This window comes from Arthrobacter rhamnosi, from assembly GCF_054510975.1.
Genome location: NZ_JBTNDN010000002.1, coordinates 858,516 through 874,656, shown reverse-complemented (window position 1 = coordinate 874,656; position 16,141 = coordinate 858,516). Strand labels below are relative to the sequence as shown.

The window sequence follows — 16,141 nt, the reverse complement described above, 5'->3', positions numbered from 1 at the left end:
AAAAAACCAGCCACCACACACCGAGGTGCACGGCAACCAGCAAATTCAACCAATCAAAAAACAATCGGTATCAACAAACTTGGCACACTATTGAGTTCTCAAACAACAGGAGCTACCGGCACCAAACACAACCAAACCGCTGTGTCCTCGCTCCGAAGCAACTTTTCAAGCCTACCCCGCTGCTTCCGTTTCTCCAAATCGGCCGGTTCCCGCTTCCCTCGGCCCTCGATCCCGTCCATGCGGATAGAAGGTGAGCCTTGGTTCTGTGGTTGTCGGCCGATCAGATGTCTTCATCAGCGCGGATATAAACAGTAGCACCGGTGGGTCCGGAATGTAAAACAGCGGCGGACCCCCTCGTGGAAGGGGGTCCGCCGCCGGGCCTACCGGCCGCCGGTCAGGAGGCTGCGGGCTTCAGGTAGAGCACTCCGAGAGGCGGAACCCGCACGTCGCCGTATGCCGGCTGGCCGTTGTGCGCGCCTTCCTGGGCTGTCACGAGGCCGCGGTTCCCGACGCCCGACCCGCCGAATTCCTCGGAGTCGGTGTTCAGGACCTCGGTCCACTCCCCCGCCCAGGGCAGTCCGACCCGGAAGCCCTCGTGCGGGCCACCGGCGAAGTTGGCGATGCACACGAGCGGGTTCCCCTGGTGGTCCCAGCGGATGAAGGACAGCGTGTTGTGCTCGCCGTCGTTCTCGTCGATCCACTGGAAACCGGCAGGTTCGTTGTCCCGCGCGTACAGCGCCGGGGTCTCCTTGTAGATCGCGTTGAGGGTGCGGACGAGCTCCTGGACACCCTTGTGCGACGGCGTGTCGGTGAGCCACCAGTCGAGGCTGTGGTGCTCGGCCCACTCGGATTCCTGGGCGAACTCCGATCCCATGAAGATGAGCTGCTTCCCGGGGTGGGCCCACTGGAACGCGAGGTACGCGCGGACGTTGGCCAGCTGCTGCCACCGGTCGCCCGGCATCTTGCGCAGCAGGGAACCCTTGCCGTGCACGACTTCGTCGTGGCTGATGGGGAGCATGAAATTCTCGGTGTAGGCGTACACCATGGAGAACGTCGCCTTACCGTGGTGGTGCACCCGGTTGATCGGGTCCTCCGAGATGTACTGCAGGGTGTCGTGCATCCACCCCATGTTCCACTTGATGCCGAAGCCGAGGCCTCCCGAGCTGGTGGGCCTGGTCACGCCGTCGAACGCCGTCGACTCCTCCGCGATCATCACGATGCCCGGCGCCCTCTTGTAGGCGGTCGCGTTGACCTCCTGCAGGAAGGAGATGGCCTCGAGGTTCTCGCGGCCGCCGAACCTGTTCGGGCGCCACTGGCCCTCCTCGCGGGAGTAGTCGAGGTAGAGCATCGACGCGACGGCATCGACACGCAGCCCGTCGATGTGGAATTCCTCCAGCCAGTAGAGCGCGTTCGCAACGAGGAAGTTGCGGACCTCACGGCGGCCGAAGTCGAAGATCAGCGTGCCCCAGTCCTGGTGCTCCCCGAGGAACGGGTCCCCGTGCTCGTACAGGGTGCCGCCGTCGAAGTTGGCCAGCGCCCACGCGTCCTTCGGGAAGTGGGCGGGAACCCAGTCCATAATGACGCCGATGCCGGCCTGGTGCAGCCTGTCGATCAGGTACTTGAAGTCGTCGGGCGAACCGAAGCGCGAGGTCGGCGCGAAGTAGGACGTCACCTGGTAACCCCACGAGCCGCCGAAGGGATGCTCGGCGACCGGCATGAGCTCGACGTGCGTGAAGCCCTGCCAGGACACGTATTCCACGAGCTGCTCGGCGAGCTCCCGGTAGCCCAGCCCCTGGCGCCAGGACCCGAGGTGCACTTCGTAGACGCTCATCGGGCCGTTGTGGGGATCGCCGGCGGCACGCGCCTCCATCCACTCGTCGTCACCGAAGACGTAGGTCGACTCGACGACCTTCGACCCGGTGAGGGGAGGGACCTCGGTGCCCCGCGCCATCGGGTCGGCCTTCTCGCGCCACTGCCCGTCGTTGCCGAGGATCTCGAACTTGTAGCAGGTGCCCGCCCCTGCCCCGGGGATGAAGATCTCCCAGATGCCGGAGCTGCCGAGGGCGCGCATGGCGTTGACGGTTCCGTCCCAGCCGTTGAAGTCGCCCATGACGCGCACGGCGCGGGCGTTCGGGGCCCAGACCGCGAAGGACACTCCGTCGATGTCGCCCAGGACGGAGGAGTAGTGGCGGACATGCGCGCCGAGTGCGGTCCACAGTGTCTCGTGCCGGCCTTCACCGATCAGGTGCATGTCGATCTCGCCGAGCGTCGGCAGGAACCGGTACGGGTCGTCGACGATGTCCGGTTCGCCACCGTAGGCCACCTCGAGCCGGTAGTCGGGGACATGTCCGGGGTTCTCGGCGGGGAGGGCTCCGACCCAGATGCCGTTGTGCTCGTGGTGCAGCTCGGTGCGCCCGGAGGCGGTGATGACGGTGACGGAGCGGGCCAGGCGGCGCAGTGTCCGGATGGTCACGACGTCGTCGTTACCGAGGTGCGCGCCCAGCACGGCGTGCGGCTGGTGGTAGCTGCCTTCCGAGACCTGGTGGAGGACGGACGGGTCGACCGGGACGGGGGTCAGGTCCGCCGCTGCGGAGCCGGTGGAGGTGTCGGGGACGTCGTCCTGGTCGGAGGAGGCCACCGCCTCCTTCGCCTTCACGGCCAGTCCTGCCGTTGCGCTCTTCGCCTTGCCGGCCACGGCCTTCGCCGTATCCGCGACGGCCTTTGCGGCCTTGCCTGTGATGGTCTCTTCGCCTGTGCCCTCGTCCGGGCCGGAGTTCTTCGGGGGGTTCATGTCAGCTGCTTTCGTAGCGTCCGCTCCGGGCTGTGCACCCAGTGCGCGTCGGACATCCCGGACGGGCATCTCTACCCAGTCCGGCCTGTTGCGGATCTCGTAGACGACTTCGTACAGGGCCTTGTCGAGCCAGAGGGCGCGGAACAGCGGACCTCCCGTGTCGACGGGCGCTCCGGCCTCCTCCGCGTACCCCGCCAGGAAGGCATCGCGCGCGGCGTCCGACCACTGTTCGGTCTCGGCGGCCTGGGGGGAACCGACCGGAGCAGCCCCGCGGGAGGCCGCGGCGTACTCCAGGGAGCGGACCATGCCGACGACGTCGCGCAGGGGGACGTCGGGGACGCTCCGCTCCGCGGTGGGTCGGAGGGGCTCCCCCTCGAAGTCGATGATGAGCCAGGTGCCGTCGGGGGCCTGGAGGACCTGACCCAGGTGGAGGTCGGCGTGGATGCGCTGCAGGGGCGGGATGTCCCCGAGGCTTTCGACGTCGCGGATGATGCGGTCGACCTCGGCGCCCAGAGGCCCGACGGCGTTCCCCGCCTCCTCCCAGGCCCAGCGGATGCGCTGCACGAGGGCGCCCTTGAACTCCTTCTCCTCGGCGTCACTCGCCCTGCGGCTGCCGAAGGCGCCCTCGAGCTGCCGGTGGATCCGGGCCACGGCCTGGCCGAGACCGCGTGCCTCGGTGGTGAAGTCCGTTGCGGAGGACGCCGCGGAAGACGCCGTGCGCCACGCATCGGTGCTTCCCTCGACGAAGTCGCGCAGGACGCTGACGTGGCCCGTCACATGGTGGCCGGGTTCCCCGTGCGGTTCCTGCCAGGTGCCCGTGATCCACCCGAAGGTGTCCGGAGTGTCCGTGGACCCTTCGGCGGTGAGCCCTGCGCTGATGTACACGTCGGGGCTCTCACCGGCGGCGAGGACGCGGAAGAATTTCACGATCATGGATCCCGGGCCGGTGCCGTACACGACCGAGGTGTTCGACTGCTCACCCTGGAGCACCTTCACGGGCTGCGCCGTGCCCGGCTCCTGGTGGTCGGGCGCCTTGATGACGACGCCCGAGAGCCGCCCGTCGGGGGTGCTGCTGCCGCGCAGGAGGAAGTCGACCCACAGGCGTACGAAGTCGGCGTCGTGGGTCGCGTCGTAGGCCCACTGCGGTCCGAGGTCGGGATGCTCGACCTGGCCGATGAGCCCGGACGCGGCGTCGTCGAGCGGTTCACTGCGGTAGCTGATCGGCACACTGACGACGTCGGTCCGCCGTCCGGAGTCGACGGCCAGGAAATGCACCTCGAAGCCCGCGGCACCGGCGGGATCCTCCAAGACTGTTCCGCCGACGACCGTCAGGGCCGCCGACGGTTCCTTGGCGGGAAACCACCGCTGGGACGGCAGCCATTCCGTGAGGATCTCCGGGATGAAGGGGGTGTGCGTCATGATCGGATCGCCTCCGGCAGGGGGATGACGGGCATCGCTTCCGTGTGCGGGGACGACGTGTTGGAGCTCGCGGACCGCACGCGCAGCCAGAAGAAGTCGTGGCTGCCGAGCGTCAGCGTGTTCTCGCCGTCCTCGGCGAAGGCCGGGAAGATCGCCCCGCCGAAGAGGTCCCGCAGGCCACGGCCCGCGAATTCCGGGAGGCGCATCTTCACTGCCACCGGATGCTGCGACAGGTTGAAGATGCACAGCACCGACTCTGCGGGCTCGCCTTCGGCATTGCCCGACTCGACCTCGCGGAGGAACGCCAGGACGTGCTCCGAATCGACAGGGACGTTGCGGTAGGTGCCGAGCCCGAACGCAGGATGGGCCTTGCGCACCGCGAGCATCTGCCGGACCCAGTGCAGGAGCGAACTCGAGGTCGCCATCTGCGCCTCGACGTTCACGTGGTTGTAGTGGTACACCAGCGACTGGACGACCGGGAGGTACAGCTTGCCGGGGTCCACCGGGGAGAAGCCCGCGTTGCGGTCCGGGTTCCACTGCATCGGGGTGCGGGACGCATCACGGTCCTCGAGCCAGATGTTGTCGCCCATGCCGATCTCATCGCCGTAGTAGAGGAACGGGCTGCCGGGCAGGGACAGCAGCAGGGCGTGGATCAGCTCCACTTCGGCCCGCGAGTTGTCGAGCAGTGGGGACAGCCGCCGACGGATGCCGATGTTCGCACGCATGCGGGGATCCGGCGCATACCAGCCGAGCATCGCCTCGCGCTCCTCGCTGGTGACCATCTCGAGGGTGAGCTCGTCGTGGTTGCGGAGGAACGTGCCCCACTGGGCGCCGGCCGGGATGTCCGGGGTCTCCTTCATCGTCTCGATGATGGGGGCAGCCTTCTGGTCGCGCAGCGCGTAGAAGAGCCTCGGCATGATCGGGAAGTGGAAGGACATGTGGCACTCGGGGCTGTCCTCGTCGCCGAAGTACTCGACGACCTCGTCCGGCATCTGGTTCGCCTCGGCGATGATGACCCGGCCCGGGTAGTTCTCGTCCACCATGGCGCGAAGGCGCTTGAGGAACTCGTGCGTCTTCGGCAGGTTCTCGCAGTTGGTGCCCTCCTCCTCGAAGAGGTAGGGGATGGCATCAGCGCGGAAGCCGTCGATGCCCTGGTCGAGCCAGAACCTCACGACGTCGAAGATGGCCTCCTGCACCTTGGGATTCTCGAAGTTGAGGTCCGGCTGATGGCTGAAGAACCGGTGCCAGAAGAACTGGCGGCGCACCGGGTCGAACGTCCAGTTCGATTCCTCGGTGTCCACGAAGATGATGCGCGCGTCCTGGTACTTCTCGTCCGTGTCGCTCCAGACGTAGAAGTCGCCGTACGGGCCCTCGGGGTCCCGGCGGGACTCCTGGAACCAGTGGTGCTGCTCCGAGGTGTGGTTGAAGGGCAGGTCGATGATGACCCGCACGCCGCGCGCATGAGCCTCGGCGACGAGACGCTTGAAGTCGCCCAGGGAGCCGAACTCATCGAGGACATCGTAGTAGTCCGAGATGTCGTAGCCGCCGTCGCGCAGCGGGGACTTGAAGAACGGTGGCAGCCACAGGCAGTCGACGCCGAGCCACTGGAGGTAGTCCAGCTTGTCGATCAGGCCCGAGAGGTCGCCGGAGCCGTCCCCGTTCGCATCGGCGAATCCGCGGACCAGGACCTCGTAGAAGACCGCCTTGCGGTACCAGTGGGGGTCGTGGGCCAGTCCGGGTGCGTTGAGCTGGAAGGGGTTGGGCACTAGCGCTGCCTCCTGATCGAGAGAATGTGGGCGGGCTCCACGTGGGGATCGAGCCGGACGTAATTATGCTCGCCCCAGGTGAAGGTCTGGCCGGTGATGAGGTCGTCCACCAGGAACGTACCGTTCTCGTCGAAGTCGGCGGCGTCCAGCCCCAGCTGGCTGCGGTTCAGGGACACCGTGCTCTCCCGCGTGCTGTGCGGGTCGACGTTGACGACGACGATGATCGTGTCCTTGCCCTCCGCCGTCTGCTTGTGCTTGGCGAAGACCACGGTGGCGGTGTCGGTGCTGCCGTGGACGGTGAGGTTCTCGAGGTCTCCCAGTGCCGGGTGCGCCCTGCGGATCGCGTTGAGCCTGGTGATGAACGGCGTGAGGGAGCGTCCCTCCGCCTCGGCGGCGGCGTAGTCCCGCGGCCGGTACTGGAACTTCTCGTTGTCGATGTACTCCTCGGCGCCCGGACGGGCGACGTGCTCGTACAGCTCGTAGCCCGAGTAGACGCCCCACAGCGGACTGGCCATGGAAGCGAGCACCGCCCGGATCTTGAAGGCGGCCGGCCCGCCGTACTGGAGGTACTCGGTGAGGATGTCGGGGGTGTTGACGAAGAAATTGGGCCGGAAGTATGCAGGCGAGACCTGGCTGATCTCGGTGAAGTACTCCTCGAGCTCGGTCTTGGTGTTGCGCCACGTGAAGTAGGAGTACGACTGCTGGAACCCTGCCCTGCCGAGCGCATGCATCATCGGCGGCCGGGTGAAGGCCTCGGCGAGGAAGATGACGTCCGGGTGCTTCTTGTTCACGCGGGCGATCAGCCACTCCCAGAACTGCACCGGCTTGGTGTGCGGGTTGTCGACCCGGAAGATCTTCACGCCGTGCTGGACCCACATGAGGACGATCCGGAGGACCTCCTTCGACAGGCCCTTCGGATCGTTGTCGAAGTTGATCGGGTAGATGTCCTGGTACTTCTTCGGGGGGTTCTCGGCATAGGCGATGGAGCCGTCGACACGGGTGGTGAACCACTCGGGATGCGAGGTCACCCAGGGGTGGTCGGGCGAGGCCTGCAGCGCGAGGTCGAGGGCGACCTCGAGGTTAAGTTCGTTGGCACGGGCCACGAAGGCGTCGAAATCGTCGAACGTCCCCAGGTCCGGGTGGATCGCGTCGTGGCCTCCGGCCTCGGAGCCGATGGCCCAGGGTGATCCGGGATCGCCGGGGCCGGCGGTCAGGGTGTTGTTCGGGCCCTTGCGGTGCGTCCGCCCGATGGGGTGGATCGGCGGGAGGTACACGACGTCGAAGTTCATGGCTGCGACCGCGTCGAGGCGTTTGGTGGCCTCGCGGAACGTGCCGGACGTCCACTCGGCCGTCTCGGGGTTGTAGGTGGCTCCCTCGGATCGGGGGAAGAACTCGTACCAGGCGGCACGGCCGGCCAGTTCGCGCTCCACGTTGATCGGGTACGCCTGCGACGCGGTGACCAGCGACCGGATGGGCTGGCGTGCGATCGCCTCGTGGATCTGCGGGGACAACCCGGCGGCGAGGCGCGCCTCGACACTCTGGGACGTGTCCGCGAGGGCGTCCGCCGCACGGCGGAAGAGTGCGGCGTCGCGCGCCGAGCGCTCCCCGGCGGCCCGCGTGAAGAGCGCGGCTCCCTCTGCCAGCATCAGCTCGACGTCGACCCCTGCGGCGATCTTGATGGTCGCATCGTGCTCCCAGGTGCCGAAGAGATCGGACCATCCCTCGATGGTGAAGGTGTGCAGGCCCTTGGCGCGCGGGGTCAGCGTGCCGGCCCAGCGGTCCAGCCCGGACCCCACCGGCGTCATGCGGACGCGCTGCACCTCCTTGCCACGGGGGTCGTAGAGGACGGCTGACACGCCCAGCTGGTCGTGGCCCTCCCGGAACACGGTCGCGCCCACGGCGATGTCAGAGCCGGGGATCCCTTTGGCGGGAAAGCGGCCGTCCTCGATGACAGGCGTCACGGCCGTGATGGGGATACGGCCAAAACGGAGTCCCTCGGGATACTGGACATTTCGGTTCTGCTCGGTAGTGGTCGTCACCCGTAAGACGTTAGCGAGTAATGAGCCGAAATGCTAAGGGGGCTTTGTGTAGCGGCGTCCGAGGCCGCGTATTACGTAAGCGATTGCGCGGTGTGCCCTCCCGTGCAACGGGGCAAGTGCGCTAGCGTAACCGGGGTGAAGGCAATCCGCAGATTTACTGTCCGAACCGTCCTCCCCGAGAACATCGCGCCCCTCGGCAAACTGGCGGGAAACCTGCGCTGGTCGTGGCACCTGCCGACCTGGCGTCTCTTCGAGGAGATCGACCGCGCCGCCTGGGAGGAGAGCGACCACGATCCCGTGTCCTTCCTCGGCTCCGTCACCCGGGAGAAACTGCACCAGCTCGCCGCCGACGAGAAGCTGGTGCAGCGCATCCAGGAGCTCGGCGCGGACCTCGACGACTACCTGACGGCACCGCGCTGGTACCAGGGGCTCGGCGACGACGCCCCCCGCAGCATCGCCTACTTCTCTCCCGAGTACGGCATCAGCGCCGTCCTCCCCCAGTACTCGGGCGGCCTGGGCATCCTGGCCGGCGACCACCTGAAGTCCGCTTCCGACCTCGGTGTGCCCCTCATCGGCGTCGGCCTGCTCTACCAGGCCGGCTACTTCAAGCAGTCCCTCTCCCGTGATGCCTGGCAGCAGGAGACCTATCCCGTCCTCGACCCCGACGGCCTGCCGCTGACCCTGCTCCGCGAGGAGGACGGCTCCGCCGCGAAGGTCGTGCTGCCCCTGCCGAACGGCCGGCAGCTGTCCGCGCACATCTGGCGCGCCGACGTCGGCCGTGTCCCCCTCCTGCTCCTCGACTCCAACGTCTCCGAGAACGACGAGGCGGCCCGCAACGTCACGGACCGCCTCTACGGCGGCGGCGGGGACCAGCGCCTGCAGCAGGAACTCCTCCTCGGCATGGGCGGCGTCAAGGCACTCCGCATCTTCGAGCGGCTCACCGGCACGCCCGCTCCCGAGGTGTTCCACACCAACGAGGGCCACGCAGGCTTCCTCGGCATCGAGCGCATCCGTGAACTGATGGACCCCTCGAACGAGTCACCCATGAGCTGGGAGGAGGCGCTCGCGGCAGGCCGCGCGTCGACGGTGTTCACCACGCACACGCCGGTCCCGGCGGGCATCGACCGCTTCGACCGGTCCCAGATCGAGCACTTCTTCCACGCCGGCCTGGCGCCGTCCGTGCCCACGGACCGCGTCCTGGCCCTCGGTGCCGAGAACTACGCCGACGGCGATCCGTCGAAGTTCAACATGGCGGTGATGGGCCTGCGCCTCGCACAGCGCGCCAACGGCGTGGCGAAGCTGCACGGCGAGGTCTCGCGCGGCATGTTCTCCGGTCTCTGGCCGGGATTCGACACGCGCGAGGTCCCGATCACCTCCGTCACCAACGGTGTGCACGTCCCGAGCTGGGTCGACCCGCAGATCGCCGACTTCGCCCTCGCCAACTTCGGGGCCGAATCGGTCCTCGATCCCCAGTGGAGCAAGGTCTACGACGTCCCGGACAAGGACATCTGGGCCCTGCGCCGGAGCCTGCGCTCCAACCTGGTCGACGACGTGCGCCAGCGCCTGCGTGCCTCCTGGAAGAAGCGCGGCGCCGCCGACGCCGAGCTGGCCTGGACGGACTCGGTGCTGGACCCGGACGTCCTCACCATCGGCTTCGCCCGCCGCGTGCCGACCTACAAGCGGCTGACGCTCATGCTGCGCAACCCTGCCCGCCTCAAGGCGCTGCTCCTGCACCCGGAGCACCCGATCCAGCTCGTGATCGCCGGCAAGTCGCACCCGGCCGATGAGCAGGGCAAGCGCATGATCCAGGACCTCGTCCGCTTCACGGACGACCCCGAGGTGCGCCACCGCATCGTCTTCCTGCCCAACTACGACATCGCCATGGCCCGCACGCTCTTCCCCGGCTGCGACGTCTGGCTGAACAATCCGCTGCGACCGCTCGAGGCGTGCGGCACGTCCGGGATGAAGGCCGCCATCAACGGTGGCCTGAACCTGTCCGTCCTCGACGGCTGGTGGGACGAGATGTACGACGGCGACAACGGCTGGGCGATCCCGACCGCCAACAACGGCGCCTCGGCCGACGAGCGCGACGACATTGAGGCGGCGGCGCTGTACGACCTCCTCGAGACCCAGGTGGGCCCGCGCTTCTACTCGCTGGTGCCCGCGGAGGGAGCTGGAGCCGCCGGCCCGTCGGAGCCCTCCCGCGACGGGGTCCCGCACCAGTGGATCGCCATGATCAAGCACACGATGGCGACCCTCGGCCCCGCCGTGTCGGCGGAGCGCATGCTGCAGGACTACGTCGAGAAGCTGTACCGTCCGGCCTGGCGCTCCGGACAGGCTGCCACGGCCGACTCCTTCGCGCTCGCGAAGAGGACCGCCGCGTGGCGTTCACGCGTCCAGGGCAGCTGGCCCGCCGTCCAGGTGGAACACGTCGACTCCATGGGCGTCTCGGAGGACCCGCAGATCGGCGACTCGCTCACGGTCAACGCCTACGTGGCGCTCGGCGGGCTGAACCCCGACGACGTCTCGGTCGAGGTGGCGTACGGCCGGGCCCTCGACAGCGACGAGCTGAGCGACGTCACGGTCGAGGACCTGGACGTCGCCGAGAACCTCGGCAGCGGGCGCTACCTCTTCACAGGCGGCATCCGCATCGACCACTCCGGGTCCTTCGGCTACACGGTGCGGGTGCTGCCGAAGCATGCGACCCTCGCGACGAAGGCCGAGCTCGGGCTCGTCGTCAACGCCTGATCGTCCGCCGCCCCCGACGGGGGCGGCGGATACGAATGAAGCCCGGGACCGTGCGGTCCCGGGCTTCATGCGTACCGACCGCGTGCGGGTCAGCAGCGGTAGATACGGACCGAGACACCCGCTACGGTGTCGGCGTCGCCCGACCGCAACCGGGCACCCTCCGACGGCTCGCGACCGGCCGAGTCGAAGGTCTGGCTGAACCGGCGTGGCTGCTCCCCCTCGACGCCCTGCCCCTGCAGGATCCAGGCCGACGGGAGATGGATGCGCGCCTCGCGGCGTGAGCCATTGATCACGACGAGTCCGTTGATCGTCCCGCCCGTGGAACCGAGGAGCAGCTGGACGGTCCGCGTGCCTGGATCGTTCCACTCGTGGGCTGTCATCGGGAGCCCGGCGGCATTGAACCAGAGCAGCATCGACTGCTCTCCGCGGGACGGGAACGTGGCGGGCTGCCCCGCAAGGAAGTCCCGGCGGATGGACAGCAGCGTGCGCGTCGCGTCCAGCATGCGCCGGGACGATGCATCATGGGGCCAGTGCATCCAGGCGAGTTCATTGTCCTGGCAGTACACATTGTTGTTGCCGTGCTGTGTCCTGCCGAACTCGTCCCCCGCCGTGATCATCGGAACACCGAGCGAGATCAGCAGCGATGCCATGAGGTTGCGGGCGCTCTTCTCGCGCGCACCGAGGATGACCTCGTCCTCGGTGCGCCCCTCAGCGCCGTGGTTGTAGCTGTGGTTGTCGTTGGAGCCGTCCCGGTTGCTCTCGCCATTGGCTTCATTGTGCTTCCGCTCGTACGCCGTGAGGTCGGCGAGCGTGAAGCCGTCGTGGGCCGTGACCAGGTTGATCGAGGCCAGCGGGCTCCGTCCGGACGCGGCGAATGTCTCTGCCGACCCGGCAAGGCTGCCGGCCAGCCGCGCAGGTGAGGACCCCGTGCCGCCGGCCGCGATCGACTCCACGTCCCGCAGCCAGAAGTCGCGGACCGTGTCCCGGAAGCCGTCGTTCCAGTCCGCCCAACCGACCGGGAACCGCCCTGTCTGCCAGCCATCTGGCCCTAGATCCCAGGGCTCCGCGAGGAGCTTGGTCCCGCGCAGCGCCTTGGAGGCGCCGGCGGCGACGAGGAAGGGGTGCCGCGGCGTGAAGATGTTGCGCTCGTCCCGTGCGAGGGTGACCGCGAGGTCGAAGCGGAACCCGTCGATCTGGCATTCCTCGACCCAATACCGCAGCGAATCAAGCGCGAACTCCACGACCCTCGGCTGCGAGAAGTCCAGGCTGTTGCCGCAGCCGGTGGTGTCGATGTACCGGCCCGCGTCGTCGTGCCGGTAGTAGTCCCTGTCCCCCAGCCCGCGCCAGCACAGGGCAGGACGGCCCTGCGGGCCCTCCGCTGTGTGGTTGTACACGACGTCGAGGAGAACCTCGAGGCCCGCTTCGTGGAGTGCGCGGACCATGCCCTTGAACTCGTCGAGCACGGCCGCCGGTCCTGCCGCCTGTGCTGCCGCCGTGGCGTAGCCGGTGTGCGCCGAGAAGAATCCGAGGGTGTTGTAGCCCCAGTAGTTGGTGAGTCCGAGGGGCTCGAGGTGCGGCTCATCGATCGAGAAGTGGATGGGCAGGAGTTCGACGGCGGTGATCCCGAGCTCCCGGAGGTACGCGATCATGGCCGGGTGTCCCAGTCCCGCGTAGGTGCCGCGGAGGTCCTCCGGCACGTCGGGATGGAGTTTCGTCAGGCCCTTCACATGGGCCTCGTAGATGACGGTGTCGCGCCAGGGCGTGAACGGGCGCTCGCTCGTCCCCCAGTCGAACACATGCTGGAGGAAGACGGAGTAGTAGGCGCGCGAGGGCGGCTCGTCGGTCCCGGAGGCGGTGTCGATGGTCTCCACTGCCCTCGCGTACGGATCCAGGAGCAGTTGTGCCTCCCCGACCGTGCCCGGGAGTTCCCTGCCCGTCGGCCAGAACGCGTAGAGGGCACCCGGCGCGATGGGCCCCACGACGCCATGGTGCACGCCGCCGTCGAGCCCTACCAGTGTCTCGGAGATCCACGAACCATCGGCCCGCTGCCAGTGGACGTCCATGGAGTCGATCGCGGGAGCCCAGACGGCGGCGTTGGCGTGCGCGTCCCGGATCCAGGTCCCCTTCGTGGCGTGGAGCCCGAGCGGGAACTCGCGGGAGTCGGGCGGCAGCGCCTGCGCGGGCTGTGTCACGCCGACCGCTGGCGGGACACCTCGTACAGCGTGATTCCCACCGCCATCGACGCGTTGAGCGATTCCATGGCGGAGTCGATGGGGATGGAGACGATCTGGTCGCAGTTCTCGCGCACGAGCCGGGAGAGGCCCTTGCCCTCCGAACCGACGACGATGCAGATCGGGTCGCGCCCGAGGGACAGCGCGGGGAGCGAGACGTCGCCGTCGCCGTCGAGCCCGAGGACGAAGATCCCCTTGTCCTTGAAGGACTTCAGCGCCGAGTTGAGGTTGCCGACGCGCGCGACGGGGACGCGGACGGCCGCACCGGCGCTGGTCTTCCAGGCCGACGCCGTCACTCCGACCGAGCGGCGCTCCGGCACGATGACGCCGTGGCTGCTGAACGCGGACGCCGAACGGATGATGGCCCCGAGGTTGCGGGGGTCGGTGATGCCGTCGAGGGCCACGAAGAGCGGCGCGTTCCCGATGTGTCCCCGCTTGTACCGGTCGATCGTCTCGTCGACGAGGTCAAGCGCGTCGGCGTACTCGTAGGGTGGGATCTGCAGCATGAGGCCCTGGTGCACGGCACCGTCCGTCATGCGGTCCAGCTCCGGCTTGCCGGTCTCCATCACGGGGATGCCGCGCTCGGCGGCCATCTTCAGCGACTCGCGCACGCGGTCGTCCATCTCGATGCGGATGGCGACGTGGAGGGCCTTGGCCGGGATACCCGCGCGGAGAGCCTCGACGACGGAGTTGCGCCCGGTGACGACCTCTTCGGCGGCCTTGCCCTTGGTGCGGCCCGTCCCGGCGCTCTTGCCGCCGGCACGCTTGGCGGCCGAGCGCTCCGACAGCTCCTTGTTCTTGAACGCCTTGTGGTACGGGCGGTCCTCCGCCTTGGGAGTGGGGCCCTTGCCCTCGAGCGACTTGCGTCCGTGTCCGCCGGTGCCGATGGTGGGGCCCTTTTTCGTTTTGCGAACCGCGCCTGGACGTCCGTGACTGGCCATGGAAGAACACCTTTATATAGAAGAAGAATCTCACCCAGTTTACGCGGAGCCGATGCCGTCTCTCGGCAACGGCCGGAATACCGGCGCCACGGGCGGACGGAGCGGGGCAGGCGCCCGGCGTGCTAGTCGCCGGAGAGTGCCCAGCGCGCGCCCTCCGCAGAGTCCTCGATGGTGATTCCGGCGGCGGCGAGGGCGTCGCGGATCGCGTCCGCCCTCGCCCAGTCCCGGGCGCTCCGGGCCTCGCTGCGTTCGGCCAGCCGGTCTCCGATGAGCGCGTCGAGCGCCTTTCCGACTCCCGCTTCCGCCGCGCTCGCCGTGGCCACCGGATCCCCGGCGTCGTCGAGCCCGAGGACAGCGGTCATCGCGAGGACGGCGGCGAGGCTGCTGCGGACGGCATCGTCATCGCCCGCCGCGAGGGCCGTGTTGCCGCTGCGCACCGTGGTGTGGAGCACCGCGAGGGCCTGCGGCACGTTGAGGTCGTCATCCATCGCCTCGGCGAAGGCCTGCGGCAGGTCGGCCGCGCCCGCCGGTCCGAGGGCGGAGGAAAGTCCCGCGAGACGGGCGGAGGCCTTGGCGATGAACCCGTCGATCCGCGACACGGCGGCGCCCGCTTCCTGCAGCGACGTCTCCCGGTAGTCGAGCACCGACCGGTAGTGGGCCTGCCCGAGGTAGTAGCGCACCACCCGGGGGCCGGCGGCGTCGATCATCTCCTGCGGGCTCACGGTGTTGCCGATCGACTTCGACATCTTCTCGCCGCCGTACGTCACCATGCCGTTGTGCATCCAGAATCGCGCAAAGGCATGTCCCGCAGCCTGGGACTGGGCCATCTCGTTCTCGTGGTGGGGGAACCGCAGGTCCAGGCCCCCGCCGTGGATGTCGAACTCGGTGCCGAGGTACTTGGTGACCATGCTGGAGCATTCGAGGTGCCAGCCCGGACGACCGGCGCCCCAGGGGCTGGTCCACGATGCCGTGGCCGGGTCCGTGTCCTTCGACCCCTTCCACAGCGCGAAGTCGCGCGGATCCTTCTTGCCCCGGGGGTCGGCGTCGGGCGCGGCCTGCATGTCGTCGATGTCCTGCCGGGTCAGGCTGCCGTAGGCGGGCCAGGACCGCACGTCGAAGTAGACGTCCCCCGAGTCGTCCAGCGCCGGGTACGCATGGCCGCGGTCGATCAGGAGCTGGATGAGGGCGTGCATCTCGGGGATGTGGCCGGTGGCCCGGGGCTCGTAGGTGGGCGGGCGGACGCCGAGGGTGGTGTAGGCGCGCTGGAACTCCTGCTCGAACCGATAGGCCAGGGCCCACCACTGCTCCTCCGGCACCACCGACGGGTCACGCTCGGCGGCACCCTCGCGGAACGAGTCGGAGGACTTGGCGAGGATCTTGTCGTCGATGTCCGTCACGTTGCGGACGACGGTGACGCGCAGGCCCCGCGCCTCCAGCCAGCGGGTCAGCTGGTCGAAGGCGATCGCGGACCGCACGTGCCCGACGTGCGGCATGCCCTGCACGGTGGCGCCGCAGTAGTAGAGGCTCGCCCTGCCCGGTTCCAGTGGCTCGAAGGGGCGCACCTCGGCGCGGGCGGTGTCATAGAATCGCAGGCTCACCGCTCCAGATTACCCGGCGGGTTCCGTCAGCCTTCCGGCAGTGCGGGCGTCGCCGGGGACGAGGACCGCACGACGACGGCGGTCGCGATCGCTGCGACACCCTCCCCCCGGCCGGTGAGCCCGAGTCCGTCGGTGGTGGTGGCCGAGATGCTGACCGGTGCCTGCGCGGCGTCGGACAGGACTGCCTCCGCCTCGGCGCGGCGGGGCGCGAACTTCGGGCGGTTGCCGATGAGCTGGACCGCGATGTTGCCGATGTCGAATCCGGCGTCCCGCACGATCGCGGCGGCCGACGACAGCAGGGTGGAGCCTGAGGCGCCGGCGTACTCGGGCCGGGCGGTGCCGAAGTGCGTACCGAGGTCTCCCACGCCCGCAGCGGAGAACAGCGCATCGGCTGCCGCATGCGCGACGGCGTCGCCGTCGGAGTGGCCCGACAGCCCGCGCTCCCCCTCCCACAGCAGGCCCGCGAGCCACAGCGGTGCGGGATCCCCGTCGGGTGCGTAGGCGTGGACGTCCACGCCGATCCCGGTGCGGGGAAGGTGGAGGTGGTCACTGAGGTACACGGCTGCTCCTGCTGGTCGGCGGTGGGAGTGGGGGCGTGGGGATGCCGA

Annotated in this window: 8 protein-coding genes; 1 reads left to right on the top strand and 7 read right to left on the bottom strand. The window is 68.6% G+C overall.

Features of this window, described 5'->3' with window-relative positions; all coding sequences use genetic code 11:
* Window positions 1-394: 394 nt before the first annotated feature.
* Genes glgB through ACX80J_RS08390 form a run of 3 tightly spaced genes read right to left on the bottom strand, consistent with a single transcriptional unit; the run spans window position 395 to window position 8,015 of the window.
* A complete protein-coding gene (gene glgB / locus ACX80J_RS08400) occupies window positions 395-4,210 on the bottom strand; it encodes a 1,4-alpha-glucan branching protein GlgB (RefSeq protein ID WP_459347437.1) in 3,816 nt (1,271 codons plus the stop codon).
* Window positions 4,207-5,976 (bottom strand): maltose alpha-D-glucosyltransferase, encoded by a 1,770-nt coding sequence (gene treS / locus ACX80J_RS08395; protein WP_459345970.1) that lies wholly within the window; start codon window positions 5,974-5,976, stop codon window positions 4,207-4,209. Before treS ends, glgB begins: the two co-directional genes overlap by 4 nt.
* A complete protein-coding gene (locus tag ACX80J_RS08390) occupies window positions 5,976-8,015 on the bottom strand; it encodes an alpha-1,4-glucan--maltose-1-phosphate maltosyltransferase (RefSeq protein ID WP_459347436.1) in 2,040 nt (679 codons plus the stop codon). Before ACX80J_RS08390 ends, treS begins: the two co-directional genes overlap by 1 nt.
* Window positions 8,016-8,150: 135 nt before the next feature.
* Between ACX80J_RS08390 and glgP the strand changes: the two genes are divergently transcribed.
* Window positions 8,151-10,763 carry an alpha-glucan family phosphorylase gene (gene glgP / locus ACX80J_RS08385; RefSeq protein WP_459345968.1) on the top strand — a complete coding sequence of 871 codons (2,613 nt, stop codon included), beginning with the start codon at window positions 8,151-8,153 and terminating at the stop codon, window positions 10,761-10,763.
* Between the two features lie 89 nt (window positions 10,764-10,852).
* Here glgP and glgX read toward each other — a convergent pair whose 3' ends face one another.
* The 4 genes from glgX to ispF form a co-directional block, all read right to left on the bottom strand.
* Window positions 10,853-12,955: a glycogen debranching protein GlgX gene (glgX, locus tag ACX80J_RS08380; RefSeq protein ID WP_459347435.1), complete on the bottom strand. Its 2,103-nt coding sequence runs from the start codon at window positions 12,953-12,955 to the stop codon at window positions 10,853-10,855.
* The gene (rlmB, locus tag ACX80J_RS08375; RefSeq protein WP_301223959.1) at window positions 12,952-13,935 is read right to left on the bottom strand and encodes a 23S rRNA (guanosine(2251)-2'-O)-methyltransferase RlmB; all 984 of its coding nucleotides are present in this window, start codon (window positions 13,933-13,935) and stop codon (window positions 12,952-12,954) included. Before rlmB ends, glgX begins: the two co-directional genes overlap by 4 nt.
* Before the next feature lie 122 nt (window positions 13,936-14,057).
* Window positions 14,058-15,533, bottom strand: a complete 1,476-nt coding sequence (gene cysS, locus ACX80J_RS08370; protein WP_459345966.1) for a cysteine--tRNA ligase — start codon at window positions 15,531-15,533, stop codon at window positions 14,058-14,060.
* Window positions 15,534-15,559: 26 nt separating this feature from the next.
* Window positions 15,560-16,093, bottom strand: a complete 534-nt coding sequence (gene ispF, locus ACX80J_RS08365; RefSeq protein WP_459345965.1) for a 2-C-methyl-D-erythritol 2,4-cyclodiphosphate synthase — start codon at window positions 16,091-16,093, stop codon at window positions 15,560-15,562.
* Between the last annotated feature and the right edge of the window lie 48 nt (window positions 16,094-16,141).